21 protein-coding genes, 1 tRNA gene and 1 pseudogene (1 of these 23 cut by a window edge) are annotated in these 25,302 nt (G+C 43.8%); 6 read left to right on the forward strand and 17 right to left on the reverse strand.

Annotated features, from left to right (window positions below; all coding sequences use genetic code 11):
- Positions 1 to 34 (reverse strand) — tRNA-OTHER (locus HMPREF9999_RS06110) (it extends 52 nt beyond the left edge of the window).
- Positions 35 to 409: 375 nt separating this feature from the next.
- Between HMPREF9999_RS06110 and HMPREF9999_RS06115 the strand changes: the two genes are divergently transcribed.
- The 3 genes from HMPREF9999_RS06115 (at position 410) to HMPREF9999_RS06125 (ending at position 3,378) form a co-directional block, all read left to right on the forward strand.
- Positions 410 to 1,609 carry an L-serine ammonia-lyase, iron-sulfur-dependent, subunit alpha gene (locus tag HMPREF9999_RS06115; protein ID WP_044063234.1) on the forward strand — a complete coding sequence of 400 codons (1,200 nt, stop codon included), beginning with the start codon at positions 410 to 412 and terminating at the stop codon, positions 1,607 to 1,609.
- 118 nt (positions 1,610 to 1,727) lie between these two features.
- The gene (panB, locus tag HMPREF9999_RS06120; RefSeq protein ID WP_009437635.1) at positions 1,728 to 2,546 is read left to right on the forward strand and encodes a 3-methyl-2-oxobutanoate hydroxymethyltransferase; all 819 of its coding nucleotides are present in this window, start codon (positions 1,728 to 1,730) and stop codon (positions 2,544 to 2,546) included.
- A 13-nt stretch (positions 2,547 to 2,559) separates the two neighbouring features.
- Entirely contained in the window at positions 2,560 to 3,378 is an 819-nt protein-coding gene (locus HMPREF9999_RS06125) for a glycoside hydrolase family 25 protein (RefSeq protein ID WP_083475831.1), read from the forward strand.
- 279 nt (positions 3,379 to 3,657) lie between these two features.
- Here the strand turns inward: HMPREF9999_RS06125 and HMPREF9999_RS06130 are convergent, their stop codons facing one another.
- From HMPREF9999_RS06130 to HMPREF9999_RS06200, 16 genes and pseudogenes are all read right to left on the reverse strand, one after another.
- Positions 3,658 to 3,909 (reverse strand): type B 50S ribosomal protein L31, encoded by a 252-nt coding sequence (locus HMPREF9999_RS06130; RefSeq protein WP_009437637.1) that lies wholly within the window; start codon positions 3,907 to 3,909, stop codon positions 3,658 to 3,660.
- A 419-nt stretch (positions 3,910 to 4,328) separates the two neighbouring features.
- The gene (locus tag HMPREF9999_RS10755; protein ID WP_232301292.1) at positions 4,329 to 5,348 is read right to left on the reverse strand and encodes an AMP-binding protein; all 1,020 of its coding nucleotides are present in this window, start codon (positions 5,346 to 5,348) and stop codon (positions 4,329 to 4,331) included.
- Positions 5,325 to 6,413 (reverse strand): annotated as a pseudogene (locus HMPREF9999_RS10760) (o-succinylbenzoate synthase); the annotation flags it as partial. The gene HMPREF9999_RS10755 and the pseudogene HMPREF9999_RS10760, both read right to left, overlap by 24 nt.
- A 45-nt stretch (positions 6,414 to 6,458) precedes the next feature.
- A complete protein-coding gene (gene menB / locus HMPREF9999_RS06140; protein WP_009437640.1) occupies positions 6,459 to 7,316 on the reverse strand; it encodes a 1,4-dihydroxy-2-naphthoyl-CoA synthase in 858 nt (285 codons plus the stop codon).
- Between the two features lie 34 nt (positions 7,317 to 7,350).
- Entirely contained in the window at positions 7,351 to 8,880 is a 1,530-nt protein-coding gene (menD, locus tag HMPREF9999_RS06145; protein WP_009437641.1) for a 2-succinyl-5-enolpyruvyl-6-hydroxy-3-cyclohexene-1-carboxylate synthase, read from the reverse strand.
- Between the two features lie 27 nt (positions 8,881 to 8,907).
- Positions 8,908 to 9,948, reverse strand: coding sequence for an isochorismate synthase (locus HMPREF9999_RS06150; RefSeq protein WP_009437642.1), 1,041 nt, complete (start codon positions 9,946 to 9,948; stop codon positions 8,908 to 8,910).
- A 7-nt stretch (positions 9,949 to 9,955) separates the two neighbouring features.
- Entirely contained in the window at positions 9,956 to 10,777 is an 822-nt protein-coding gene (gene mazG, locus HMPREF9999_RS06155) for a nucleoside triphosphate pyrophosphohydrolase (protein WP_009437643.1), read from the reverse strand.
- A gap of 71 nt (positions 10,778 to 10,848) precedes the next feature.
- Complete coding sequence (locus HMPREF9999_RS06160) at positions 10,849 to 11,523, reverse strand: Crp/Fnr family transcriptional regulator (protein WP_009437644.1); 675 nt, start codon at positions 11,521 to 11,523, stop codon at positions 10,849 to 10,851.
- 2 nt (positions 11,524 to 11,525) lie between these two features.
- Complete coding sequence (locus tag HMPREF9999_RS06165) at positions 11,526 to 12,527, reverse strand: FAD:protein FMN transferase (protein WP_009437645.1); 1,002 nt, start codon at positions 12,525 to 12,527, stop codon at positions 11,526 to 11,528.
- Positions 12,528 to 12,537: 10 nt separating this feature from the next.
- Positions 12,538 to 13,242 carry a DUF6048 family protein gene (locus tag HMPREF9999_RS06170; protein WP_009437646.1) on the reverse strand — a complete coding sequence of 235 codons (705 nt, stop codon included), beginning with the start codon at positions 13,240 to 13,242 and terminating at the stop codon, positions 12,538 to 12,540.
- A gap of 160 nt (positions 13,243 to 13,402) precedes the next feature.
- Complete coding sequence (locus tag HMPREF9999_RS06175) at positions 13,403 to 13,927, reverse strand: DUF6452 family protein (protein WP_044063235.1); 525 nt, start codon at positions 13,925 to 13,927, stop codon at positions 13,403 to 13,405.
- A gap of 46 nt (positions 13,928 to 13,973) precedes the next feature.
- Positions 13,974 to 14,951, reverse strand: a complete 978-nt coding sequence (locus tag HMPREF9999_RS06180; RefSeq protein WP_009437648.1) for a glycosyltransferase family 2 protein — start codon at positions 14,949 to 14,951, stop codon at positions 13,974 to 13,976.
- A gap of 487 nt (positions 14,952 to 15,438) precedes the next feature.
- Positions 15,439 to 16,032, reverse strand: coding sequence for a DUF4199 domain-containing protein (locus tag HMPREF9999_RS06185; RefSeq protein ID WP_009437649.1), 594 nt, complete (start codon positions 16,030 to 16,032; stop codon positions 15,439 to 15,441).
- Between the two features lie 24 nt (positions 16,033 to 16,056).
- Positions 16,057 to 17,340 (reverse strand): MFS transporter, encoded by a 1,284-nt coding sequence (locus HMPREF9999_RS06190; protein ID WP_009437650.1) that lies wholly within the window; start codon positions 17,338 to 17,340, stop codon positions 16,057 to 16,059.
- Entirely contained in the window at positions 17,333 to 21,304 is a 3,972-nt protein-coding gene (locus HMPREF9999_RS09965; RefSeq protein ID WP_009437651.1) for a DUF4922 domain-containing protein, read from the reverse strand. The genes HMPREF9999_RS06190 and HMPREF9999_RS09965 overlap by 8 nt, the downstream gene beginning before the upstream one ends.
- A gap of 105 nt (positions 21,305 to 21,409) precedes the next feature.
- Entirely contained in the window at positions 21,410 to 23,917 is a 2,508-nt protein-coding gene (locus HMPREF9999_RS06200; protein WP_009437652.1) for an ATP-dependent Clp protease ATP-binding subunit, read from the reverse strand.
- A gap of 251 nt (positions 23,918 to 24,168) precedes the next feature.
- On the opposite strand from HMPREF9999_RS06200, the gene rpsF reads away from it, so the two are divergent.
- From rpsF to rplI, 3 genes are read left to right on the forward strand one after another with little or no spacing between them, the layout of a single operon-like run.
- Positions 24,169 to 24,504, forward strand: a complete 336-nt coding sequence (gene rpsF, locus HMPREF9999_RS06205) for a 30S ribosomal protein S6 (protein ID WP_044063311.1) — start codon at positions 24,169 to 24,171, stop codon at positions 24,502 to 24,504.
- A 3-nt stretch (positions 24,505 to 24,507) separates the two neighbouring features.
- A complete protein-coding gene (gene rpsR, locus HMPREF9999_RS06210) occupies positions 24,508 to 24,771 on the forward strand; it encodes a 30S ribosomal protein S18 (protein WP_009437654.1) in 264 nt (87 codons plus the stop codon).
- Between the two features lie 18 nt (positions 24,772 to 24,789).
- Complete coding sequence (gene rplI, locus HMPREF9999_RS06215; RefSeq protein WP_009437655.1) at positions 24,790 to 25,239, forward strand: 50S ribosomal protein L9; 450 nt, start codon at positions 24,790 to 24,792, stop codon at positions 25,237 to 25,239.
- Positions 25,240 to 25,302 lie beyond the last annotated feature (63 nt).

Consider the following 25,302-nt stretch of genomic DNA (forward strand, 5'->3'; position numbering starts at 1 on the left):
AGGCATGTATTCTAACCAACTGAACTAACGCACCATTAGGGGAATTTGCTTAAGAAGAAACTCGAGTCAACTTGTTTTGTCTTCCGTTGTTTCTCGTTTGCGATTGCAAAGGAAATACATTTTTCTGAATCTGCCAAATGTTATCAGAGTTTTTTTTGAGAAAAGAGCATTTTTCTTGTGTTTTGAAGCTTTTAGGACTAAAAGAAGGGAAAAATACGATGAGATTAGCCCATGATAGCCTAAAAAGCAGTACCTTTGTAGATGGATTGGCAGTTTTGCCGTTCTTGGATCAATGAAGAGAAAAGAAATCCGATAAGCTTCCTATACTTTACTCCTTAAAAGAGCAGAGCAAGTTCTTGAAGTAAGGACACAAAGCCAATATGATGGTGATTAAGCACAAAAACGATAAATGAAAAGTCTCAGAGAACTCTTTCGTATAGGCTATGGGCCAAGTAGCTCCCATACTATGGGGCCACGATCAGCAGCTGAACAATATCTGCAACGTCATTTAGAAGCAAAGCGTTTTAGAGTAACTCTCTATGGTAGCTTGGCAGCTACTGGTAAAGGACACTTGACTGATGAAGCTGTTCGCGAGGTATTGGGAGAAGAGCGCACAGAAATTGTGTGGCATCCAGAGATTGTGCTTCCTTTTCATCCCAATGGTATGAAGTTTGAATGTCTTGATGCCGATGGACATGGTCAAGATGCGTGGACTGTTTATTCTGTGGGTGGTGGAGCTTTAGCGGAAGAAGGAGATGGTGCCAAAGAATCCCCCGATGTTTATGAGTTCAACCGCTTAAATGACATCATGAAATGGTGTGAAGAGCGTGGGATGGACTATTGGAGTTATGTGGAAGCTCGAGAGGGTCGCGAAATTTGGGACTTCCTTCGCGAGATTTGGCAAGCAATGAAAGAAGCTGTGGAGCGGGGGATTGAGCATGAAGGTGTATTGCCAGGCGAGCTCAATCTACAACGTAAAGCCCCACGTTATTACATCAAAGCATTGGGCTATGGTAAGAACCTTCAATCTCGAGGCTTAGTTTTTGCTTATGCCTTGGCTGTCAGTGAAGAAAATGCAGGTGGTGGTCAGATAGTTACGGCGCCTACGTGTGGATCTTGTGGAGTTGTGCCAGCAGTACTTTATCATATCGCAAAGAGTCGACAGGTAAGTGAGACTCGCATACTCCATGCTTTAGCTGTGGCTGGATTGGTTGGTAACATCGCTAAAACTTTGGCTTCTATCTCTGGAGCTGAAGCAGGATGTCAAGCCGAAGTAGGGGTGGCTTGTGCTATGGCGGCTGCTGCTGCCAACTATATATTTGGAGGTAGTCTTCAATCTATAGAATACGCTGCTGAGATGGGATTAGAGCATCATCTCGGAATGACGTGCGATCCTATATGTGGTCTAGTACAAATTCCGTGTATAGAACGTAATGCTCATGCTGCAGCTCGTGCACTTGATGCTAACATTTATGCTACGTTTGCCGAAGGTATTCATCATATTTCTTATGATAAGGCGGTAATTGTCATGGGGAAAACAGGTCGAGACTTACCTTCTCTCTATCGTGAAACGTCGGAAGGAGGATTGGCCGAAGAATATCACAAGTAATGACAAGGCATCAATAAAATATTTATAAGTAGTTCCCCTTACAAGTGAGGATTATCTCGATGGGAGTGCAACTTAAAAGTGAGAATCCTCATTGATTTCAAGTGATAATAGCTATTATATGGCAGGATATTTAGTAGACGATTTACGAAAGGTGACCACACATCGCCTTTTAGAAATGAAGCAACAGGGCAAGAAGATAGCCATGCTTACTTCTTACGACTATACCACCGCCTCTATCGTAGATGGAGCTGGGGTAGATTGTATTCTCGTAGGAGATAGTGCTAGTAACGTGATGGCAGGAAATGTTACTACTCTCCCCATTACGCTTGATCAAATGATCTATCATGCCCGTTCGGTTGTACGTGGTGTACAGCGTGCACTGGTGGTGTGTGATATGCCCTTTGGTACCTACCAAGTGAATCCCACAGATGGTGTGCGCAACGCCATTCGCATCATGCAAGAGACTGGTGCTGATGCGCTCAAGCTAGAAGGTGGGGTGGAGATCCTTGACACTGTTCGTAAGATTCTAGAAGCCGGTATCCCTGTGATGGGACATCTTGGATTGACTCCTCAGAGTATCAATAAGTTTGGCACGTATGCTGTTCGTGCTAAAGAGGAAGCAGAAGCTGCTAAACTATTGAGCGATGCAAAAGCTCTACAAGAAGTTGGTTGTTTTGCCTTGGTCGTTGAGAAGGTCCCAGCTTCTCTCAACGCTAAAGTGTGTAAGTTGCTTGATATCCCCGTAATAGGTATTGGTGCTGGTGCTTCCGATGGACAAGTTCTTGTTATAGATGATATGTTGGGCAAGAATAAGTCGTTTTCTCCCAAATTCTTACGTCGTTATGCTGACCTTCATACAATCATGACCGATGCTATAGGGAAATTTGTTGAAGATGTAAAAAGCTGCGATTTTCCGAACCAACACGAACAGTATTAAAACTTCATTGCCTATGTGGATTTCCCATCCCTTTTCCCTCAAAGCTCTATGTCTTGTAGGGTGTTTCTCCTTTATGGGGATGTCCATTCATGCTGAGCGCAAGCATCGAGCTTCATCAACTGGTGAGCCCAGTGAGCATATCGTACCTGATATGCTTCCTAAACAGTCGAAGAAGAATGTGCAGACTTCTGTACAGATGATGCAAGTGTCGCGCGGAAATAGCCGCGTGAACACGAAGTTTCGTGAGGGAATAGATGTAAGTCGTTATCAGGGAGTAATAGATTGGATGCGTGTAGGTACAGAGGCTAATGTGAGCTTTGTTTACATAAAAGCTACTGAAGGAAGTAGTCTTGTTGATCCAACTTATGCTTATAACTTAGCTAATGCTAGACAAGCTGGCCTGAGCGTGGGTAGTTACCACTTCTATCGTCCCAAAGTGAGTGTAGATGAGCAAGTTTCAAATATGACTTCTGTGGTGCTTAAAGCCGATCAGGATTTAGTGCCCCTCATAGATATCGAAACAACTGGAGGTGTTGCCAATGATAAGTTCGTTGCTGACTTACAAGAGTTTGTTGAGCGTATTGCAGCGTACTATGGCAAGAAGCCTCTTCTTTATACTTATCAGAATTTTTATAATCGTCATCTTGTTGGTACTTTTAAAGGTTATCATTGGGTGATGGCGAAGTATAAAGATGAAGAGCCTATGCTCACTGACAACGTGGATTACATGATGTGGCAGTATACACAGACTGGACGACTACCTGGCATTCGAGGTAATGTAGACAGGATTCGTCTTATGGGTAACCATAGTCTTACGATATTAGAGATGTAGGTTTCAAGCATTTCTTCTAATTTAAAAGGAGCCTTTCTTTGGAAAGGCTTTTTTATTGCTCTAGTATAAGATACTCTTATTGACTAGGTTTGAGGATTAGTGGATAATTCTTGCTTTGACGTGCCCATCCAGTAAAATGGGTAAGAGGTTTATCAGTGTGAGAAAAGTCTAATCCAGATTTTAAGAGTATTTGATGGAGAGTTTGTGATGAGCCTAAAGAAAAAGCCCCATACTTTGGATGAAAGTATGAGGCATTGCTATGATGTTGCGTCGTGAGTCTTATTTACGGCTCTTACCGTAGCGGCTCATGAACTTATCTACGCGACCAGCAGTATCGACGAGCTTGGACTTACCAGTGTAGAATGGGTGAGAAGTTGAAGAAATTTCAAGCTTCACGAGGGGGTAAGTTTCACCTTCGAATTCGATGGTGTCAGAAGTCTTGCAAGTAGAGCGAGACAAGAAAACATCGCCGTTAGACATGTCTTTGAAGACTACAGGACGATAATTTTCGGGATGCAAATCCTTTTTCATTGTGGTTAGTTGTTTGTTGTTCGTTTATTAGTAAATAAACACAGAATTGTCCTGAATGCCACCGAGCGAACACGGCCACGATTCATTGGATAATGGACAAATCCACGCGGCACTTTCTAATAGAGTCGTGCCTTAATTTGGTCTAAATCGCTGCAAAGATACGATATTTCACAGAGTTGGCCAAGCATCTGAGCGATAATTTATTGTGGTCAGGCAAAAACTTTGTGATTTACAAGTTTCTCTCGGAGATTCTAGAAAAATTCTCTGAGAAGTTTGGGAGTATCTCGGACTTTTTAGATTAGTTCTCCTACTTTTTGTTGAAGTTGATAGGAGCTTTATAGATCTTCCTGTGATGGACTTCGTTATGCTCTTAGGATTTCGACACAACTATCCTGTATGTTGGGGTAGAGTATGGTAACTTATCGCAAAGATAGGTTTTTTCTTGCTATTTCTTTTGCAGATGCACGTGCTGGTTTTCCTGTCTCAGTGAGGGGAATTGCTTTCACACGAAGGTAGTATCGAGGTTGTTCGTATTTTGCTAGTGATTTAGCACAATGCTCTCTTAAGAATACCTCTTCTACGTCTGAAGAATATAGGCACACTAATGCTTCACCGAGGGCAGCATCGGGAATTGAAGTGAGGAGTATACCGTATTTTTCCGCTTGCAATGTAGCTTCAATTTTTTCCAGATGCAATTTTATTCCTCCCGAACACACTACATTATCACGTCGTCCAAGAATGCGGAATTGACCTAAGTCATTGATTTCTGCAATATCATTGGTGTCGAGTAGACTATTATTGGTGATGGAATCTGAGACAACCAAGCACCCATTTGTATTGAGAGAAACCTTTACACCTCTTAATGGGGAATACCAATCAGTACGACCATCTCCATTGAGAAGTCGCAAAGCGATATGAGAGAAGGTCTCAGTCATACCATATGTGCTATATACCCGTCCGCGACAGGATTGAAGATTATCTTCTAGCGTATGGCTGACATTGCCTCCTCCAAGAATGATGCAGTCGGTAGCCTCTAGGAGAGCTTTTTCCTTTGCTACTTCGAGAGATGCTGCTGCTTGTAGTGGAGTTAAGGCTACAAATTGCGGAGCTACTGATAGATGTTCATAAGGGTGCAGACTAGGAGCAGCTGTAATCAGTCGTAAGTCGCCTATCAGTGCGCGAACGACCATCATTTTCCCCGCTACGTATTGCAGAGGAAGGCAGAGGAGGGTGGTAGATCCAGGAGTGATGTGTAAAGTTTCAAGGCTGCGTTGGGCACTGGCACGCATGGCACTTTTAGTGGCTTGCATCACTTTGGGCTTGCCCGTGCTGCCACTCGTTTGTAATTCTACGACATCTTTGGTGCTATCATTCCATTCTTCGGTGAAGGTGCGGAGTTCTTGCTTAAAAGAACGCTCTTTCTCTGTACCATTCCACAGCTCATCTCCCTTGATTTCTAAAGAAATAGCCGTATAATTATCTGCAAATAGTTGACCAGTACCCAGTCCTTGTGGCATCAATTCTCCATCTTGCTTAGTTTGGTCTTGCTGTCTGCGTGCCGTCCAATGCGCAATAGCATTCAAGCCTACGTTGCTCTCAAGTGCTGAGGTAGCCCAGTGAGCAATTCCCCGTGCATCAGCAAGTTCTTCCCATTCCTCTGCTCCTGAGAATCCTCCATGTAAAGAAGGTTTCAATATGACATAGTGTGGACGAATTGTATCCAGCAGACGTTCCTTCTCTTCCCTTGTATGAATCCCGATAAGTTCTTCGTCTAAGGCTATGGGAATTGGGCTTTTGCGGCAGAGCTCAGCCATAGCCTCCCATTGCCCAGCACGAATAGGTTGCTCAATGCTATGAATATCGAATGCTGCAAGTTGTAGTAGTTTCTCCATGGCTTCGGTAGGAGAAAAGGCTCCATTGGCATCGAGTCGAAGTTCAACCTCGGCTTTTGAATATTTTTGTCGCAAGATACGCAAAAGATTCAGTTCTGCAGCAAAGTCAATAGCACCGATTTTGATTTTAACGCAACGATAACCTGCTGATAACTTCGTTTCCATGCGTTCTAGCATCTCTTCTGCATTGCCCATCCACACAAGACCATTGATAGAAATACCTTTTTCTCCACGTGAAAATGGGGTAGAGGACAGTTGAAAAGGATTACCATTTTGGGCGTAAGAGCGAAGTGAGAGCTCTGCAGTCTCAAATCCCATCAAAATAGAGGGATAGACTTGTAAGAACTCGCGAGGTAGTTGTCCTGACTTTTCCCATAATTGACAGGCTTCTGCAAGAATCTCAACATAATTAGGGACATCATCGCAGCTCAGTTGAGGAAGTGGAGCACACTCACCAATGCCATAAACAGGGCGTCCGCAATAATATGCGCGCGCTTCTACATACCAAACTTTGCGCTCGTGATAAACACCGCGAGAAGTCCCTGCAGGTTGGAGGAAATGCAGAGACTTCTCGGAATAAGTTATTGTAAGTTGCTCGAAATCGTGCGACATAAGATGACGATTTACAAAAGTGTTTCGGTAGAAGAGGGAGAAAACTTAGGGAAGTTTGGGGAACTTGCTCCAGTCAGGCTTTCGCTTTTCAAGAAAAGCTTGACCACCTTCGTGTGCTTCATCGAGAAGGTAGTAGAGCATCGTGGCATCACCCGCCAACTCTTGGATACCAGCTTGACCATCGAGCTCAGCATTCAAGCCTGCTTTAATCATGCGCAGGGCAAGAGGAGAGTGTTCCATCATGCGTTTTGCCCATGCCACCACTTCATCTTCGAGTTGTTCAAAAGGAACGACCTTATTGACCATGCCCATACGCTCTGCTTCTTCGGCAGAATAAAGGTTGCAAAGGAACCAAATCTCACGTGCTTTCTTTTGTCCTACGATGCGTGCCATGTAGCTTGCTCCAAATCCAGCATCAAACGAACCAACTTTAGGTCCTGTTTGTCCAAATTTTGCATTTTCGGAGGCAATAGTGAGGTCGCACATAAGATGTAATACGTGGCCACCGCCCACAGCAAAACCATTGACCATGGCAATAACGGGCTTAGGTAGTGAGCGGATTTGCTTCTGTACCTCCAAAACATTCAAACGTGGCACGCCGTCTCCTCCCACGTAACCGCCACGTCCTTTCACGTGCATATCGCCACCAGCACAAAAAGCTTCGGTATGTAAACGCTCTTCTTCTGTTTGTCCTTCTTGCAAAGGCGAGTGGGCACCAGTTAAAACAACCACATTAATGTCTGGATTCTCGCGGCAAGTGCGTAGTGCATCAGAGATTTCCATGATGGTTGTTGGCGTAAACGCGTTGCGGTATCGGGGGCGATTGATGGTGATACGAGCGATGCCTTCGAAGAAGTCGAAGAGAATTTCTTGATAGGTGTGGAGGGAAGTCCAAGTTCTCATAAGAAGGAGTGAATTATAGGGATGTATATGCTGATTAAATGGGAGTAAACACTTCTAGTATAACGGGACGTGTACTCTCAATGTTCAATAGTTTGATGAGGAGATGATGAGCATCTTCCTCTACACACGAACTTTCTGCAGAAAGGTACGTGCAATGGTAGCTTTCGGCTATACCTTTTGCGGAATTATGGTGGGCTGCTGCCACAAGATGAGGGAGAGCAGGAGTTTCTTTCAAGCCTGGAAGATGGTGGAAGATAGCACCGCACTGGTTATTAATCAATAAAATGCGCAGTTTACCATCAAGGTGCTGATTCCAAAGTCCATTGGCATCATAGAAAAACGAGAGATCTCCGATGATACAGAGAATTTTTTCTTCTGCTACAAGGGAGTATCCTGCAGCTGTGGACAATGAACCTTCAATACCGTTCGTACCTCGATTACAATATATCGGTACATTTAAGACAGGCCATTGTCGATTTGTCCAACGAACAGCTGTGCTATTCCCTACAAACATAGCTTCGATAGGGTAGTCGAAGGTATGTTCTGGAGGGCGGAGTTGAGAATAAGCCGCAGCTACTTCGTTTTTTGTGGGAAGGGTATCTACAAGCTGTTGCAAAATTTCCGCAGGATTGCAGGTGAGTTTCTCTGCCTTTTGAAAAAAGGTGTCGGGGCACTCATCTGTTTCATCGATACGGAGTACCGGAAGTTGGGAAATTGTGCGCAAATGCTGCTTGAAAAACTTATTAACTAAACAGCCGCCTATGTGAATCACTGAGTCCGGTGACAGTTTTTGCTCATCAAGCCACAATGCCATGCGCGCATCCTGCTGATTGCTGATGTTTTCAGCGTAAACTAGCAACTGATTGTTGGCGCGTAATTGCTGAATGGCAGGTATAAATGATTCTTCATATTGTCCGACAATCAGGAGGGGAAGATGCGCATTGTAAAGAAGCTCTTGCCAATGTTTAGGGAGTTTGGCTACAGGTTTGTTTACTTTTGTGGAAACTTCCACTTTGGGCAACTCCTTAGTCGTAAACTCAAAGAGGGGTTCGCTGATGGGGATATTCAAATGTATCGGTTGTCCACCATTATCTGACAAAGCAGCGAATGCCGTTTGCAAGTCGTGGTTTACTTCCCAGGCTTGAGCATCCTCTTCTATTTCATCTATTTGCCAGCATCTTGCATAGGGGAGGCATGCACCTTGCTGAGGAATTGTCTGTCCGTCTAATTGTCCTTGCAAGGACAAAGGGCGGTCGGCAGAAATCATCACAAGAGGAATATGGCGAAAAGCCGCCTCTGCTATACCTGGCAGGCAGTTTAATAAGGCGCTACCAGAGGTGACACAGATGGCAATAGGTCTTTTTCTCTTAATCCACAGACCAATGGCTACGAAAGCTGCACTGCGCTCGTCGGTGATGGGATGTAGCTGAAATTTACTCCCTGCTTCGTACAAATTATGTACGATGGGGGCATTGCGCGAACCTGGACATACGACAATATCGCGAATGTCATGTGCAATCAGGCGCGCTGTGAGTAAATTTATATTAGCCTTTTTGGAATACATATATAGCGTTGTAGCCTAGTTTAGTCTTCATTTATGAGCAGAGAACAAACGTAACATCGTATTGAGCTTGCGTTCTGTCTCTTGCCATTCGCTGTTCTCGTTGCTTTCTGACAACAGTCCACCACCTGCATAGAGAGTTGCGGTGTCATTAATCAGATTCATACAGCGTAACGTCACGAACAGGTGTGCCGAATTGGGATTAATCGGACCAGAATATCCTGAATAATAACTGCGATCGTGCGATTCTACTTTAGAAATTAGTGCTTTGGCAGTAGAAGTCTCCCAACCACAGACAGCAGGAGTGGGGTGGAGTGCTTCAATGACGCAAGCTATGCTTTTCTCCTTGGGGGGAATCACAGAGAAGTCTGTGCATAGATGCAGTAAATGCGCTGCAGGTCGCACGTAGGTTGGACTCTTCTGATAGTCACAGCCGAGTTTTTCTAATTGTCGACTGATATAATCCACCACCCATTGTTGTTCCTTGCGATTTTTCTCTGACCAAACTTCTAGGCTGAGAGAGGAGTCTGAAGTCTTTTCCATTGTTCCTGCCAAAGCCATGGTATGCCATAAACTATCTTGTGCTGAGATGAGGATTTCTGGCGTAGCCATCAACCAGGTTCCCCAAGGAGCTGGTAATGAGATTAGGCTGACAAAGCTATTAGGATAGGCGATGCAGGCTTGTTCGAACAAGCGATAATAATCGTCTTTAGTAAGGTTTTGGTCAAAATGAACAGAGAGAGTGCGAGAAAGCACTACTTTCTGTAGTTCGCTTCGTTGAAATGCAGCTTGACATGCTTCGAAGGCACGAATATATTCCGTACGATGGTCTTCTTCTACTTCATAAGCTAGCGAAAAACTTGGCACTTCTGTGGGTTGCGTCCAAGTGCGCTGCTCATCTGCTGGGAAGAACCATAGTGGATGCGCGTCGTTTTCCTGAAATGGTGCAAAGAGATACCCTTTTTGAGGGGGTATCTCAGCTAATGATGTGCATCTTTTAGGAGGATGCTTTGTGCCAATTTCATGCACTAGGGTTTCCCCTGGAAGACGATAGCGTACGGATGCAAGCATTACTGCGTTATTCTTGTTCTAGACGTTTGGCTTCTTCCCAGTATTTGTCCATTTCTTCTAGGGACATCTCGGTGAGCTTGCGTCCTTTCTTGAGGGTTTGAGATTCTAAATAGTTGAATCGGCGGATAAACTTCTGATTGGTGCGCTCTAATGCGTTGTCTGGATTGATTTTATACAGACGGGCTGCGTTGATTAAGGAGAACATGAGGTCGCCAAATTCGGCTTCTGCTTTGTCCTTGTCCATATTTTCCGCCTCAGCCTCGAATTCCGCCAGTTCTTCTTTGACTTTCTCCCACACTTGTGAGCGTTCTTCCCAATCAAAACCGACATTGCGCGCTTTATCCTGCACACGATAGGCTTTAATCAAGGCTGGAAGAGAATTTGGAACGCCACTTAATACTGTTTCATTGCCATCTTTTTCGAGTTGCTTCAGTTGTTCCCATTGCATACTCACATCAGATGCGGTCTCTATTTTGATACCTTGGCGCAAACCTGCTGCAGCGATGTCCGAAGGTGGGTAAACATGAGGATGACGGAATATCAATTTATCACATAGTCGGTTACAAACATCGGCTATATCAAATTGTCCTTTCTCGTCCGCCAGCTTTGCGTAGAAACAAACATGAAGAAGCACATCTCCTAATTCCTTACAAATTTCTTTTTCGTCTGACTTCATGAGGGCATCACAAAGTTCGTAGACTTCTTCAATCGTATTGGGGCGTAAACTTTCGTTAGTTTGTTTGCGATCCCAAGGACATTTCTCGCGTAGCTCGTTGAGTACATCGAGCATGCGACTAAAAGCTTCTAATTGTTCTTGTCGAGTATGCATAAACAATGATGGAATAATCCCACATAAATATAAGAAAATAGGAAACTAACCCAATAGATATTGTAGTGTACCTAATTTTTTTGAAGAAGAGTTTCTAGAGAGGGGATAAGGATATGCCGGCGGCGTAGTTCTATTAAACCACGATCATTGAGGTCATTGAGCATTTGTGAGACTCTCAAGCGTGTAGCTGTAAGTTCTCCAGCAAGAGCAACCATATCTATTATGAGTTCTTTACGTCCTGCTGGTCGGGATGAACGAGAGTATAGGAAGTGTAAGAAACGTCCTTCCAAGGAATCGGGGAGTGAACGCCAAACTCTGCTATCTTGTAATTGCTGAGTAGTGCATATAAGGTTGAGATAGTTGAGATGAAAAGGCGTTAGAGTGAATAGCACGTCTCTAACTTCTCGCTTTGGTACGGAGAAATACTGTACTTCTGTCTCAGCCAAAAAACTAGCACTATAACGTGGACGTAGTCCGAAGAGTCGTTCAGGCTGGATAACTGTGTTGGTAGTAATGAATTCACGAAAGCTATAGTGGCGTAAGTCGCTTACTTCTTCTTTACAGACTGTGCCTGATAGCGTGCATATAAGACCTTCACAGGGATCATCTGCATGTACGATAGTATGGCCAGGAGCTACGGTGTGGAAATCAAAAGGTACACGTTCGGCAATATGCTCAAAGTCATCAACACTCAGACCTTGAAAAAGGGGATTACCGACGAATCGGTGAAAAATGTGGCTGCTCATGGTTAGTTGTCTATCAAAGGTTTCATGCCGTCGGACATCCACACTTGGTAGTTGCCTTTTTCGTCAGCATATATAAAATATACCTGGATGTCCTTGTGAGTTTCTACGAATGCTTTAGCTTTGTCTAAGCCCATAACCATGAAAGCTGTGGCAAGAGCATCGCTTTTTGCACAGGATTGACTAATAACAGTAGCAGAAAGCAAGGAATGCTGTACAGGATACCCGGTTTTAGGGTCAATCGAATGGGCATATTTTTTCCCATCCTTAATATAAAAGTTGCGGTAATTACCTGAAGTTGCTATACCACAGTTGGTAAGGCTAAGGAGTGTTTGTAGATCTTCTTCTGTGGGGAGAGCATGTTGAGTGGGTTTATTGATTCCAATTTTCCACTTTTCGCCTTTGTCGTTATTTCCTTTTACTACAACTTCTCCTCCAATCTCCACCATATAGTTTTGGCACCCCTTATCGCTGAGCAGTTTCGCTATACGATCTACTGCATACCCCTTGGCAATTGCACCACAATCTATTTGTAGGTTAGGAATGTCTTTAGTAAGCTCTTTACCATTAAAAGATAAGTGCTGGTATCCTACGAGTTTTTGTAGAGAATCTACTTGTTGGTTTGATAAGGGTTGTTTGTTCTTGAAGCCAAATCCCCAGGCATTAACCAATGGTGCTACGGTGATGTCAAATGCCCCTTCTGTTTCGTTCGAAATTTCAAGTGATAACTTTATCACTTCTGCAAAGAGCGTGTTTCCTTTTCCCTTATCTTCACCACGATTGAAGCGAGAAAGTAGGCTATTCTCTTTGAAGAGCGAGAAAATAGTGTCTACTCGAAAAAGTTCTTGTTCTATTTCCTTGTCAAGGTTTTGGGTAGAGTTGTAGCGTACATGGTAGGTAGTACCAAAAATCTCCCCTTGACTAGTTTGGTATTTGCTTCGGGATAGAATAAAAATAGTACCAGCTACAAGAAGGATGAGGAATATAAGGGAGATAATACGTTTCATTGGTTTGAATTTACAGTTTGCTTTTCACCTTTTTGAAATAAGTAAAGTCGAAAATAAGCTGGAATGTACCTGAAAAATGGTTGTTTTCTGAGTTCCGTCCGAAGCCAGGCACGTGCCATGCTCTTCCGAGATCTGTATTATGCTCATAAATACGCACTTGATAGCGCACAGACCAACCAAGGTGAATAAATTTCCATAATGAGGTTTCTAAGCCGAAAACTAATTCTCCCCAATGAGCATTATCGTTCACGTTGCGGAATTGGAAAGGAAATTCTGTTTTCCAATGTGTGTCCCGGACGGACTTTCCGATGAGATCATAGTTGAAGGAAGAAAACCCATAGCGAGCTCCAACAAAAACGCGATTCGTGCTACGTTTGTCACGCTTTAGATTATAGTCTAATCCAATTCTACCAAAGGGAGCTCGAGTCGTATAATGTAGTTGCGTTGTTTCACTTGTTTGATTTGCCGCTCCGATGCCAAGCTCTAATATAGGGAAATATCTATTGCGAAAATTGAGGCGTAAAGCACCTTCGTATGTGCCTGTTGAAGTGAATGTGTTGAGAAATGCTCCCGCTAAATTTGCAGAAACACTCACACCTGCTAATAGAGGAACACTTTTATTTCCTATCAAACGATTAAGCTCGTCACGTTTGTTGTCGGTAAACTCTACACCCTGTGGTGAGCGCGTAATGGAGGTGCTATCGTCTTGATACAAAAGAGGAGAGCTCTTTAATTGTGGCGAAAGAACATTGAAGCTAGTAGATGTATGTGAAGCAACCTGTGAAGTAGGTGCTTCGATAGAAGACGAATATGGTGAACTGAGAGTTTGAGGTGTTGCAGCTCTTCCACTAAGTGATGAGCTTAGAATTGATAGGCTACTGATTAGCAGGACGAAGGAAAACTTTGAGATGCTCCACATTTTCGTAAGCTACATTGTGATTAGTGATGACAACTTCCTGCACAGAAGGGAGTTTGGTTCTATCTTGATGGGCGCGCCACTCGACATTGGTTAGGGTGTGGAAAACGGATGCTGGACAGTCCAGCGACTCGAAGTGCGACTTCCGGATGTGATGCACAAAGAGTGTATCAGCCGTTGTTTCGGTTCTAGAAGTGAAGCGGAGCAACAGCGTGTCTCGGTCAGATGCCACATTTAGGGGAACTCTAATGGTACGTTGCCCTATTGCTCGATTAAACAACAACTGTGTTGTGTCATTCTTTATCCCGTATACACTCAAGGTATCTGTGAGTGCAACTTCTTTTTTAGTCTCAAAGTGATAGAAGTTTAGTACCATTTCCACTTGATTGTCAAGCGGACAGTCTATGTTGGTACAACTTACTACTCCTATCATGGTGCTCACGATTGTAATAGCGAGGAGACTATGTCGGATAGTTCGTTCCATAGTGATTGAGATATTAGGGAAAAAGGAGTACACCCCAGTAAAATCCTTAAATTTCTTCTTCAATGTGATAGTCGTTACGTCCTTGCGCATTACGGCTAATGAGTTCCCCTAAGAAGCCTGCTACAAAGAGTTGTGTACCAAGAATCATCATGGTGAGCGAAATGTAGAAATAGGGAGAGTTTGTGATCAATGGAGCTGGAATACCAGCAAATAGATGATAAAGTTTGATACCACCTACGGCAATGGTTGCCAGAAAACCAAAGACAAACATCAGCGTCCCTAGAAAGCCAAACACGTGCATTGGCTTGAGTCCAAAGCTATTGAGGAACCACAATGAAAGCAAGTCTAGATAGCCATTGACAAATCGATTTAAGCCCATGAATTTGGAGGATCCAAACTTACGAGCTTGGTGTTGTACGACTTTTTCTCCAATCTTTGAAAACCCTGCATTTTTAGCCAAATATGGAATGTAGCGGTGCATTTCTCCATACACCTCAATATTCTTCACCACTTCAAGGCGATAGGCCTTAAGTCCGCAGTTGAAGTCGTGTAGATTAGAGATGCCACTCACCTTGCGCGCCGTGGCGTTGAAAAGTTTTGTGGGAATGGTTTTAGATATTGGGTCATATCGTTTCTGTTTATAACCACTCACTAGGTCGTAGCCATCTTCTGTAATCATGCGATACAACTCAGGAATCTCGTCAGGGCTATCTTGTAAATCTGCATCCATAGTAACGACCACTCGACCTTTTGCGCTGCGGAAACCGCAGAACAATGCAGGACTTTTGCCATAGTTACGACGAAATTTGATACCATGCACTATTTCTTCATCTTGAGATAGTTGTTGGATGACATTCCAAGAATTGTCTGTAGAGCCATCGTCCACAAAAATCACTTCATAGCTGAACTGATGTTCATACATCACGCGTTTGATCCACGCATAAAGTTCGGGAAGACTTTCATCTTCGTTGAAAAGGGGAACGACAACTGTGATGTCGTATGGATAAGTGGTGGGTGTATTCATTGTGAAAATGCCTGTAGACTTTGGCTATCAGTGGATAGGAAAATCGTTTTCCTTAGTTCATCTTGTAGAGAAAGCATTTCTAAGCATGAAGATGCTTTACTTTCTTTTTAGACTTCCATGTTCTGCGACTGTTGCACTATTATGTGAGATTCTTGCGCACGAACCTATATGCAAAGTTAGTAATTTATCTTTGCTCAGACAAATGATTTCTGTGTCACTTTTTAAACAAGTAGAATGAGAGTTCAGTGAGGTGCATGATACATGGACTATGTAGCATAAATAAGGAGATAAGTGTTTGCTTGAGGTTTGCAGGAGATAATTGTAAAGAACTAGGAGATGAGAAATGAAAATCTCCCACATTTTCCAAAAAAACTCCGAGTTTTTAGGAATAATGTGGGAGATAATTAAAGGATTCTTAGAGATATATACTTGTATTCTCTGAAACTAATGTCTTCATGTTTTACCAATCGCTGAATTATAGCTTTACCTATTGGCTACTGGAGGAAGAAAGTCGCATTGTGCAAAGACCTATAATTAGTGCCGTGATGGGAGCAAGAGTGATGTTCATGTAGAGAATCATTTCAGCATAAAGTGAAGGAGGGATATTTTGCATTTGGTTCACCGTGGCGAGTAAGGATTGGTCTGATTGCCCTTGTGTGATTTGCCAAAGGCCATTAGCCTTAAGTAGTTCTTGCGTTTGAGGGTTAGAAATAGCTGATACCAGAGTGTTTACAAAATGCCCGTTGTCAAAGAATCTCATGTAGATATATGTCGCAATAGCCCCCCATATAGCAGCATAAAACATACTTAGAAGTGCGTGCATAAATCCTTGGAAGATGGTGAAACGTCCAATGGGAGATACAATTCTGCGAAAACTGAACGTGAGTCTTCCTACTATGATCGGATAGGCCACTACTAGAATGGTTGAAATGAGAGATGCTGTGCCGTCTGTGAGTCCCATCACTAGAGTGCCAAGTAAGATTATGAGTAGGATTCCTAAAATAATGCCATGTTGCATGGCGAAAGCATTGGTCTGAGTAAAAGGACTAACGGTTTTTGTAGAGGATTTTTTAGTGCCCATGAATAAGAGTTGTATGAATATTGCCTATGCTTTTTCCTTGCGGCCAAAGTCATTAGGCACTTTGATAATAGAGGTTACCCAAAATGTAATAGGAACTAAACACATAACAACAATAAAGCTTGTGTAATATCCAAGCGTATCAGCTAGCCATCCTGCAGTAAATCCAGGGATGGTCATGCTTAATGCCATGAATCCTGTACATAGTGCGTAATGTGATGCTTTGGATTGTCCCTGGGCGAAGTATAGGAGAAATAGCATATAGAGCGTAAATCCAAAGCCATAGCCGAATTGTTCTACGGCAATAGCAAGGTTTGCCCACAAGAAGTTAGTGGGTTGATAGTACGCCAGCACACAATAGAAAATATTGGGTAGAGAGATGGCTATGACCATGGGCCATTTCCATCGTTGAAAACCATGACGCGCTACAGCCATTCCTCCTAATATCCCTCCGAGGGTGAGACCTATCACCCCTACTGTGCCATAAGCGAAGCCAAATTGTTGAGTAGTTAGAGCTAAACCTCCATGTTCTGCTTTTGCCGTGAGGAATAGCGGGAAGATTTTTGTGAGTAGAGCTTCCGGCAACCGGTAGAATAGCATGAAGATGATGGCTGAACCAATCATGGGCTTCTGGAAGAATGTGAGAAATGTTGTTGCAAACTCTTTGGCAGCGGTCTCAAAAGTGAGGCGATGTTGGTTTTCGAGTGCTTCATGTTCGACCTTGGGCAATGCCAAAAGGTGGTAAGAAGCTGCTAAAAAAAGGAGAATCGCTATTGTGCCTAGCCCTATGCTCCAAGCCAATGGGACGTTTCTCGTGATGACTTCCCATGTGCCGATGTACATGAGCAAAAGGCCTTCCGTGAAAATGGTAGCTAGTCTGTAGAATGTGCTACGAATACCTACATATTGCGCTTGGTCATGCTCATTTAACGCTGCCATATAGAATCCGTCTGCTGCGATGTCGTGTGTTGCACTGGAGAAGGCGATAAGGAAAAACAGCGCAAATGAGGTTTGGACGTAGTATGAAGTAGGGATGGAGAAAGCGATAAGTGAAAGTGCCATACCCATAAGTGCCTGCATGGTTAGGATCCACCACCGTTTTGTCTTGAACATCTCCACAATCGGGCTCCATAGAGGTTTGATCACCCACGGTAGACTGAGCCACGCACTGTACGCAGCGCTTTCAGTATCACTAAGTCCAAATCGCTTGTACATAATTAACGATACCACCGTCACAATGATGTATGGGAGTCCTTCTACAAAGTAGAGCGATGGAATCCAAGAAAGTGGATGGTGCTTCGAGTTATTCATACTTAGTTTCGATTGTAGCGTTTTTGTAATAGTGGAGAAGGATTTCTTCGTAGTTGTAGCCTTCTGCACCCATCATAGCAGCACCTATTTGACAAAGACCAACACCATGCCCCCATCCTGCGCCATAGAGGTGGAAAGTTGCAGGAAGTCCTTCGGGAGTTTCACCAGAAGTTTCAACTACAAAGGCACTAGAGTAGAGGTGTGTGCGGGAAAGCGCACGACGTATCTCAAGTTCTTTGCCGATGGTCATTGTTTTATCAGTTCCCACTAGCTTAAGTCGAATGAGACGTCCGCTTTCTCCACGTTCAATAGGTATCATTGCGCGAATGCCACCTAGATTAAGTCCTAATTTCTCTTGAATCAGATTAGATATCTCCTCTTGAGAATAAGAGACTTCCCAACGATAATAGTCAGTTGTTTCTTGGTCGTAGTCGTTGAGGATTTGAGCCAATATTTTCTTGTCCTGGGTATGACAGAAAGCAGCTGGTGTTGATTTTATCCAAGCTGTAGCCTGTTGCTCGCTCGTTAAGTCTACTTCAGAGGCAGTCTGTTCGTTGTAAGACTTGGGGAGTAAGTCGCGAGTTGCCACTAAATAGGGCTCATCTTGATCTTCCCAGCAGGAAGAGAAGCGTTCAGTCATTCCACCACAGCATTTAGAGAAGCGAGCGTCGCAGATGTCTCCTTCGGACATCAGTACCAAACCGCGAGTTTCGTTGATGGCTTTTTGCACTTCTGGGCGGGAAATAGTGGGTATTCCTTGGTAACGCTGGCAGTGGTCGTCGGCGCATACATCAAAGAGTGTGTGCTCTTCACGGCCATACCAGCGGATATACTCATCGTCTTTGCGTTGGAAGGTAAAGAAGTTGCCTTCTCCTTGTGCATTATTTCTGCGTTGTATCATCATGCGGAATAGCCAACTACGGCTAACAACAGCATGAGCTTTTAGTAGTTCAAGGGAAGCATTTGGGCTCATCTCTGAAGAAATCACACTTTCAAGGTATAATTCTGCGGGAATGTGGTTGATAGCAAGGATGGATTCTTCATGAACCTTGAAGTAGAGCGCACCATGGAAGGTTTGGTTAAGCTTACGTTCCCAGTGAAAGTTGATGCCAATGGGTACACCTTGAAGGGTAAATGACGCTTCGTTGAGAGGAGTGTCCGGGAGGAAGGACAATTCGCTATAAGCATTGCCATTCCATAAAATTGTACCATCCTTATATTCTACTATTTGATTACCCGAAATGATATGACCTTTAGCAGAGAAGGGAGTATTCAGCGTGAACTCTATGCGAGAGTGACTCATAATAGCCACCTCTACATTGGGTTCTCGGCGACCATTGAAGATATTAGTCTTGCGTCTGGCAGCTGAACTGGATATCGGTTTGTGAAGTTTTCGCATGATTGTTGCGATTTCACTTTCAGAGAGCGTTACTTCGGCTAAAATTTCAGCTGCTTGTTGAGAGGTGAGCGCATCAAAATCTTCATGGCGAGGAGTAATGATCAATCCAGCCATATCAATTGCTCCTGGAGAAATAAGACATTGTTTGGAATCTTCTGCTGCGTAGCACGCAGGGCGATGTTTCTTGCGAGGGAAGATAATCGTAATAGTAGTGTCAGGATGAGCCGCATGGCCTGATGAACGCCATGCAAGAAGGTTCACGTCGGGTTCATTCATGCCCGAAGCAATAGGAAGGGCAGACAATAGTTTGGAGAGTAACAATTGGTCTCCCTCGGATTTTTCTCCGATTACCACGAAGGCAGGGCAAGCATAGTTACGTAGTAAATAGATACCTTCATGCTTGTGTGTATAACCAGCTTCTTCAACTTCTACAATTTCTTCAGTGGAAATCGGATAGATGCGTTCGAGACTTCCTTCGTATTGAGCCCAATCGCGTTCAAGAGGTACAACGCCTCTTGAACCTGCCTGAAAGTGCATGTGGTCTGGAGCAGATGCCCCACAGCGAGCCCCATTGTAAAATAAAAGGAAATCGGGCAACTCCATAGCCATCTTACAGAAATCTCCTAAACGTCCTTTGAGTGATTGTGGGGTGTGTCGACGGCTTACAATGGTGAGGTGTTGAGGAAGAATGGGGTAGGGATTGATCAATACCTGATACTTGCCTTCTACAGGAAGAGAAATCTGTATCTTGGGACGATGATTGTCGCAGAGAAAGCAAGGACGCTTCTTTAAGAAGTCTTGGGTGATATTTGCCTTTGTAGAGTGAATACGTGTGGGATTATGCTGTGCTGCAAGAGTACAAGTGGCAGTTGGGAGAGACTTTAACTCTGTTGAGTGGTGAAGGTTCTCAAAACGTTCGCGCACTTCTTCCCACGCAAAGAGCTGTTGTCGAATGAAATCGAGTACTTCCGACTGTTGAAGATTGTGATTCCAGCGGAGATTCATTTGTTGTCTTGCCTGAATCTCAATGGTACGCAACTGGTCTTTATAAGCGTTATGGCGATTTACAGCATCAATGGCAAGAGCTGCATCAGAATTACCCTCCCATCGGCGGCAAAGATAAAGCTCGTCATAGATGCGTCCAATGCGATAGTGGCGTGATATCGCGAGACCCAGTGCATAGTCTTCACCATAGCTTGTGTTGGGAACACCAATGCCGCGTAGTATTGTAACGTCAAACGCACGTGGAGCTCCCAAACCATTGATACGCAGTGCATTGTTTCGACCATTGTCAGACGTCCATTCAGCATGATCAATGAGGCCAGGAGGAAGAGTGTTAAGCGAAAAGTCAACCATACGATAGGAGCCTATCACCATAGCTGCCTTTTGCTCACGAAAGGCTGCGACTATTCGAGTCAAAACATCAGTATCGCTATATAGATCGTCTGAGTCAAGTTGTATTGCAAAGCGGCCACAGAACTCACTGCGAATGGCCAAATCCCAGCAACCTCCTATCCCAAGGTCGGTTTGTTGAGGCGTTAGCACTTTTACTCTCGAGTCAGTAGCAAGTTTCTCTAGAATCTCGCTTGTACCATCGGTCGAATGATTGTCAACAACAATGACATTAAAGGCGAAGTCTGCTTTTTGTGATAGTGCAGACTGAACCGCATCAGCAATAGTGCGCACACGATTGCGCACGGGGATAATCACCGATGCTATCACTGGAAATTTCTCCGTATTGCCTTCGAGGGGAACAGTGGGTAGTGAAACTATTTCCGTTGATGTTTGAGATACGTTGTGTATATACCCTGTTGCGTTTAGTAAAGAGGGAGGAAATGGAGTGGGGATATCGTCAAATTCTTCAGGGGAAATCCAGGCACCGATCTCTTTAAGATGCTGAGTACATGCTTTTTCCATTTCTAATTGTACTTCGCGAGCTGAAGGTTTTACGTAGTCAAACTGCTTTTCACCACTTTTGCGTATGTCCGTTTCTATCATAGAATAGAGTGGCTCACGTAGGTGTACAATTCCTCCTTTACGACTTAGGTAAAGCCGTAAGGCATAAGAAGCTGCATATTTGAAGCGTTGCTTGTGTCCTATTGCAAAGTCTCGAAGTAAATCCCCACGGATAAGCCACAAACCACCAAAGTCAAAGTCATCACGAACAGACCCAATTTGATAGTCATTGACAGGGTGTAACGTAGGAGCTGTGAAACTTCCATCTTCATTTTCATGTTGTTCCCAGCGATCTGCATAGACCATCGAAGCATGAGTATCTTTTGCTACTTGAAGCATGCGATCTATACAACGATAATTGGGTAAAAATCCCTTGGGCTGCAAGAATAGAAGTACAAATTCAGCAGAACTCTCCCGAGCAATAGTGCGAATGCTCTTTGAAGAAGAGGGGTAATCAATGTTTATAGTGGATATTGCTGTTGTAGGGTGCTCAACATCGTCCTGTAAAACGTGCACACTTTCCACAGCAGGGTGAGCTGCCATGGAAAGTGCGATGTCTATGTTTTGGGAAGGACGGCAATAGATGAAGAAATCAATTGATGCAGTCATATTCTAATAAAGCTGTATTCGCTCGAAGGCGAAGAGTTCCGTTGAATCACTCAACACTGCATTCTATGTTCACGAAAAAAAGCGTGCGTGAGTGTCTACCACGGGTTAAAGGGTATCGGAAGCGGTTAATTTCAATTTTTCACCTTGTTCATCTAAATCGATGTGAAGAATAGGCTTTTGCTCTCCATCCAAGAAGAGGTCACAGATTGGATCCTCCACATATTCTTGTAGTGTTCGGCGCAAAGAACGGGCACCATATACTGGGTCAAAAGCTTTTTTGGCAATAAACTGCTTAGCTGCAGGCGTAAGTATTAATTGGTGTCCGTTGTCTGACAGACGTTTGGCAAGAGCTTGAATTTCCAATTCGGCAATTTGGGCGATTCCTTCTGCATTGAGAGGGTCAAACATGATGATTTCATCAAGACGATTGAGGAATTCAGGTGCAAACTGGCGTTGTAGTGCTTTCCGAACAATGCTTTCTGCCGCATCTGCTGAGATTCCATCGGAAGAACTACCAAAGCCTACACCAGCTCCAAATTCTTTTACTTGGCGACTCCCGCTATTTGAGGTCATTATAATGACCGTGTTGCGAAAATCAACAGTAGTTCCGTTACCATCTGTCATACGCCCTTCATCCATAACTTGAAGAAGGGTGTTGAATACATCAGGGTGTGCCTTTTCTATTTCATCGAGTAGGATAATAGAGTACGGATGTCTACGCACTTGCTCAGTGAGCTGACCTCCTTCTTCATACCCGACATATCCTGGAGGGGCACCAATAAGGCGAGAGGTTGAGAACTTTTCTCCGTATTCACTCATGTCAATACGAATCAAAGAGTCTTTCGTGCCAAACATGAACTCTGCCAAAGTTTTTACTAAATGGGTTTTACCTACACCAGTAGGCCCAACAAACATAAACGTCCCAATGGGGCGATTAGGGTCTTTAAGGCCAAGACGATTCCTCGTGATAGCGCGAGTTAGGCGGTGTATCGCACGATTTTGTGCAATTACTTTGCTTGCTAGAGCTTGTTGCATTCCTTTAAGGCGAACAGTCTCTTCTTCTTGCATGCGTTCTACGGGAATACCACTCATCAGTGAAACTACACTGGCTATGTCCGCTTCGTCTACAGTAATACGATGTTCCTTCAGGTTTGCTTTCCATTCTGCTTTCAAGCGTTCCATTTCTCCTTCGGCTTGTCTAAGTTTGTCACGCAATTTAGCTGCTTCCTCATATTTTTGTTCAGCAGCTGCATTTTCTTTGGATAGGCGAAGTTCTTCTACAATCTTTTCTTGCGCGACAATAGGATCAGGCAATTGTACTTTTAATAAGTGCATACGGCTGCCAGCCTCATCTAAAGCGTCAATAGCTTTGTCTGGGAGAGAACGATCAGAAATATAGCGTTCTGTCATTGTGACACACGCTCGCAGAGCTGCATCGGTGTAGCACACATTATGATGATCTTCGTAGCGCGCTTTGATGTTCTTGAGGATGATGAGAGTATCGGATGGGGTAGTAGGCTCCAGTTGTATCTTTTGGAAACGGCGTTCGAGTGCACCGTCTTTCTCGATTGTTTTTCGATACTCGCTAATGGTAGTAGCACCAATACACTGCACTTCACCACGTGCTAAAGCTGGCTTGAGTATGTTGGCTGCATCAAGTGAACCAGGGGCACTTCCTGCACCAATAATGGTGTGTATTTCATCGATAAAGAGGATAATCTCACGATGAGCTTTGAGTTCTTCGATGAGTTTTCTCAAACGATCTTCAAATTGTCCTCGATACTGAGTACCTGCAACAATAGAGGCCATGTCAATAGTAACAATGCGTTTGTTCATCAAAAGATGAGGTACTTGGTTTTTTACTATCAGTTGTGCCAAGCCTTCCACCAGTGCACTCTTACCCACACCAGGTTCTCCTATTAAGATGGGGTTATTCTTCTTACGACGTGTAAGAATCTGAGCTACGCGTTGTATTTCATCATGACGCCCCACAATAGGGTCTAACCATCCTTGTTCTGCTGCTTGCGTTAAATCTTGACCGAACTTATCTAAGATAGGAGTTTCGCTATTGGGGGAGCCACTAGATGGTGTGTTTTGTGGTACACTACGTTGAGCTTCTCCATTATTGCTAGGCATATCGCCAGCCATTTCCAAAGAATTGTCTGTGTTAGACTGAGAGGTTGCGGGAGTAGAGTTTTTGCTTGTGATGTCCTTATATTCTACGCCATATTGATTAATTAGCTTGCATGCCTCGTTATGACGGTCTCGAAGCAAAGCAAGAAGCATGTGTATATCGGTTGTTTCTTGTGATTTCTGTAGTCGTGCTTCTAAATGTGACAATCGGAGGATACGTTCTGTATCAGCATCGAGCTGAGGTTCTTCAGCAGTGACTTCCTTATTAGTGAGGTTGGCCATCCTTTGTTCGAGCGTATCACGTAGAAGCTCCACTGGGGCTCCCAAATTCTCAATCATTTGTCGCACCTGCCCCTCTTGATTACGGAGCATGGCAAGCAACAACGCCAAGGAAGTCACTTTCGGATGATGAAAGCGACGAGACTCCTCCTTACTTAGGGTGAGAACTTGGGCAATTATAGGCGATAAGTTGTCAATCATTATTCTGTATCGGATATATCTTTATAAAAGAGTAATCTTTGCAAAGGTACAACTTTCTAGCTGTAAACCTTGCTCTCTTCCTACAATAATAATGCCAAAGCATGGTTTTTCGTCGAAAAACTTGGCTGTTTTATCAGAATGTTGTAATTTTGCAACGTCTTTTGGACTTATAGTGTGCTATCAGGTAAATGATTAGTCTAGAAGTAAGTCAGAAAGAGCATTATTTATTCACTCAATACATTCACAACATGATGAATCAGTATGAGACCGTTTTCATCCTCACTCCCGTTTTGTCTGAAGTTCAGATGAAGGAAGCGGTCGAAAAGTTCAAAGGTATCCTCACCGCTAATGGTGCTGAGGTTATCAATGAAGAGAACTGGGGCCTCAAGAAGTTGGCTTATGCCATCGATAAGAAGAGCACTGGTTTTTATCAATTGGTGGAGTTCAAGGCTGAACCCTCTGTAGTAGACAAATTGGAAGTTGGTTTCCGTCGTGATGAACGCGTAATCCGTTTCCTTACTGTTAAACTCGACAAGTTTGCTGCTGAATATGCTGCAAAGCGTCGTTCAAATAAGAAGGAGGACTAAAACATGGCACAATCTGAAATTCGTTATTTGACTCCCCCTACCGTAGACGTTAAGAAGAAGAAGTACTGCCGTTTCAAGAAGAGCGGTATTAAGTACATCGACTACAAAGATCCTGAATTCCTCAAGAAGTTCCTAAACGAACAAGGTAAGATTCTACCCCGTCGTATCACTGGTACTTCTTTGAAGTTCCAACGTCGTGTGGCTCAGGCCGTGAAGCGTGCTCGTCATCTTGCACTCCTTCCCTTCGTAACTGACTTGATGAAATAATAAAGAGGAGGTACACACATGGAAATTATTCTCAAAGAAAACGTGCAAGGTCTCGGTTTCAAGAATGAAATCGTTACCGTGAAGGACGGCTACGGTCGTAACTTCCTCATTCCTACTGGTAAGGCTGTTGTTGCTACTCCTTCTGCAAAGAAGGAACTCGCTGAAGTTCTTAAGCAACAAGCTCACAAGCTCGAGAAAATCAAGAATGATGCTCTCGCACTTGCTGCCAAAATCAATGCTGTTGAAGGTATCAAGATTGCAACTAAGGTTAGCGCTACTGGTGCAATCTACGGCTCTGTAACTAGCCTTCACATTTCAGAAGAGCTTGCTAAGCTCGGTCTTGAAGTAGATCGTAAGAGCATTGTTCTGAAGGACGTTAAAGAAATTGGTTCTTACAAGGCTGCTGTAAAGCTTCACAAGGATGTAACTGCTGAAGTTGCTTTCGAAGTTGTTGCTGAAGAAGCCTAAACTTCCCCTTGCAGCTGTAAGTAACTAGCATTTACGCTGTACTCCTATAACAGGGGTACAGCG

This window comes from Alloprevotella sp. oral taxon 473 str. F0040 (assembly GCF_000318095.2).
Lineage (GTDB): Bacteria > Bacteroidota > Bacteroidia > Bacteroidales > Bacteroidaceae > Alloprevotella.

Excerpts from the sequence above, each read along its gene's own strand:
- HMPREF9999_RS06115 (WP_044063234.1), top strand. The coding sequence starts at position 410 with ATGAAAAGTCTCAGAGAACTCTTTCGTATAGGCTATGGGCCAAGTAGC.
- panB (WP_009437635.1), top strand. The coding sequence starts at position 1,728 with ATGGCAGGATATTTAGTAGACGATTTACGAAAGGTGACCACACATCGC.
- HMPREF9999_RS06125 (WP_083475831.1), top strand. The coding sequence starts at position 2,560 with ATGTGGATTTCCCATCCCTTTTCCCTCAAAGCTCTATGTCTTGTAGGG.
- HMPREF9999_RS06130 (WP_009437637.1), bottom strand. The coding sequence starts at position 3,909 with ATGAAAAAGGATTTGCATCCCGAAAATTATCGTCCTGTAGTCTTCAAA.
- menB (WP_009437640.1), bottom strand. The coding sequence starts at position 7,316 with ATGAGAACTTGGACTTCCCTCCACACCTATCAAGAAATTCTCTTCGAC.
- menD (WP_009437641.1), bottom strand. The coding sequence starts at position 8,880 with ATGTATTCCAAAAAGGCTAATATAAATTTACTCACAGCGCGCCTGATT.
- HMPREF9999_RS06150 (WP_009437642.1), bottom strand. The coding sequence starts at position 9,948 with ATGCTTGCATCCGTACGCTATCGTCTTCCAGGGGAAACCCTAGTGCAT.
- mazG (WP_009437643.1), bottom strand. The coding sequence starts at position 10,777 with ATGCATACTCGACAAGAACAATTAGAAGCTTTTAGTCGCATGCTCGAT.
- HMPREF9999_RS06160 (WP_009437644.1), bottom strand. The coding sequence starts at position 11,523 with ATGAGCAGCCACATTTTTCACCGATTCGTCGGTAATCCCCTTTTTCAA.
- HMPREF9999_RS06165 (WP_009437645.1), bottom strand. The coding sequence starts at position 12,527 with ATGAAACGTATTATCTCCCTTATATTCCTCATCCTTCTTGTAGCTGGT.
- HMPREF9999_RS06175 (WP_044063235.1), bottom strand. The coding sequence starts at position 13,927 with ATGGAACGAACTATCCGACATAGTCTCCTCGCTATTACAATCGTGAGC.
- HMPREF9999_RS06180 (WP_009437648.1), bottom strand. The coding sequence starts at position 14,951 with ATGAATACACCCACCACTTATCCATACGACATCACAGTTGTCGTTCCC.
- HMPREF9999_RS06185 (WP_009437649.1), bottom strand. The coding sequence starts at position 16,032 with ATGGGCACTAAAAAATCCTCTACAAAAACCGTTAGTCCTTTTACTCAG.
- HMPREF9999_RS06190 (WP_009437650.1), bottom strand. The coding sequence starts at position 17,340 with ATGAATAACTCGAAGCACCATCCACTTTCTTGGATTCCATCGCTCTAC.
- HMPREF9999_RS09965 (WP_009437651.1), bottom strand. The coding sequence starts at position 21,304 with ATGACTGCATCAATTGATTTCTTCATCTATTGCCGTCCTTCCCAAAAC.
- HMPREF9999_RS06200 (WP_009437652.1), bottom strand. The coding sequence starts at position 23,917 with ATGATTGACAACTTATCGCCTATAATTGCCCAAGTTCTCACCCTAAGT.
- rpsF (WP_044063311.1), top strand. The coding sequence starts at position 24,169 with ATGAATCAGTATGAGACCGTTTTCATCCTCACTCCCGTTTTGTCTGAA.
- rpsR (WP_009437654.1), top strand. The coding sequence starts at position 24,508 with ATGGCACAATCTGAAATTCGTTATTTGACTCCCCCTACCGTAGACGTT.
- rplI (WP_009437655.1), top strand. The coding sequence starts at position 24,790 with ATGGAAATTATTCTCAAAGAAAACGTGCAAGGTCTCGGTTTCAAGAAT.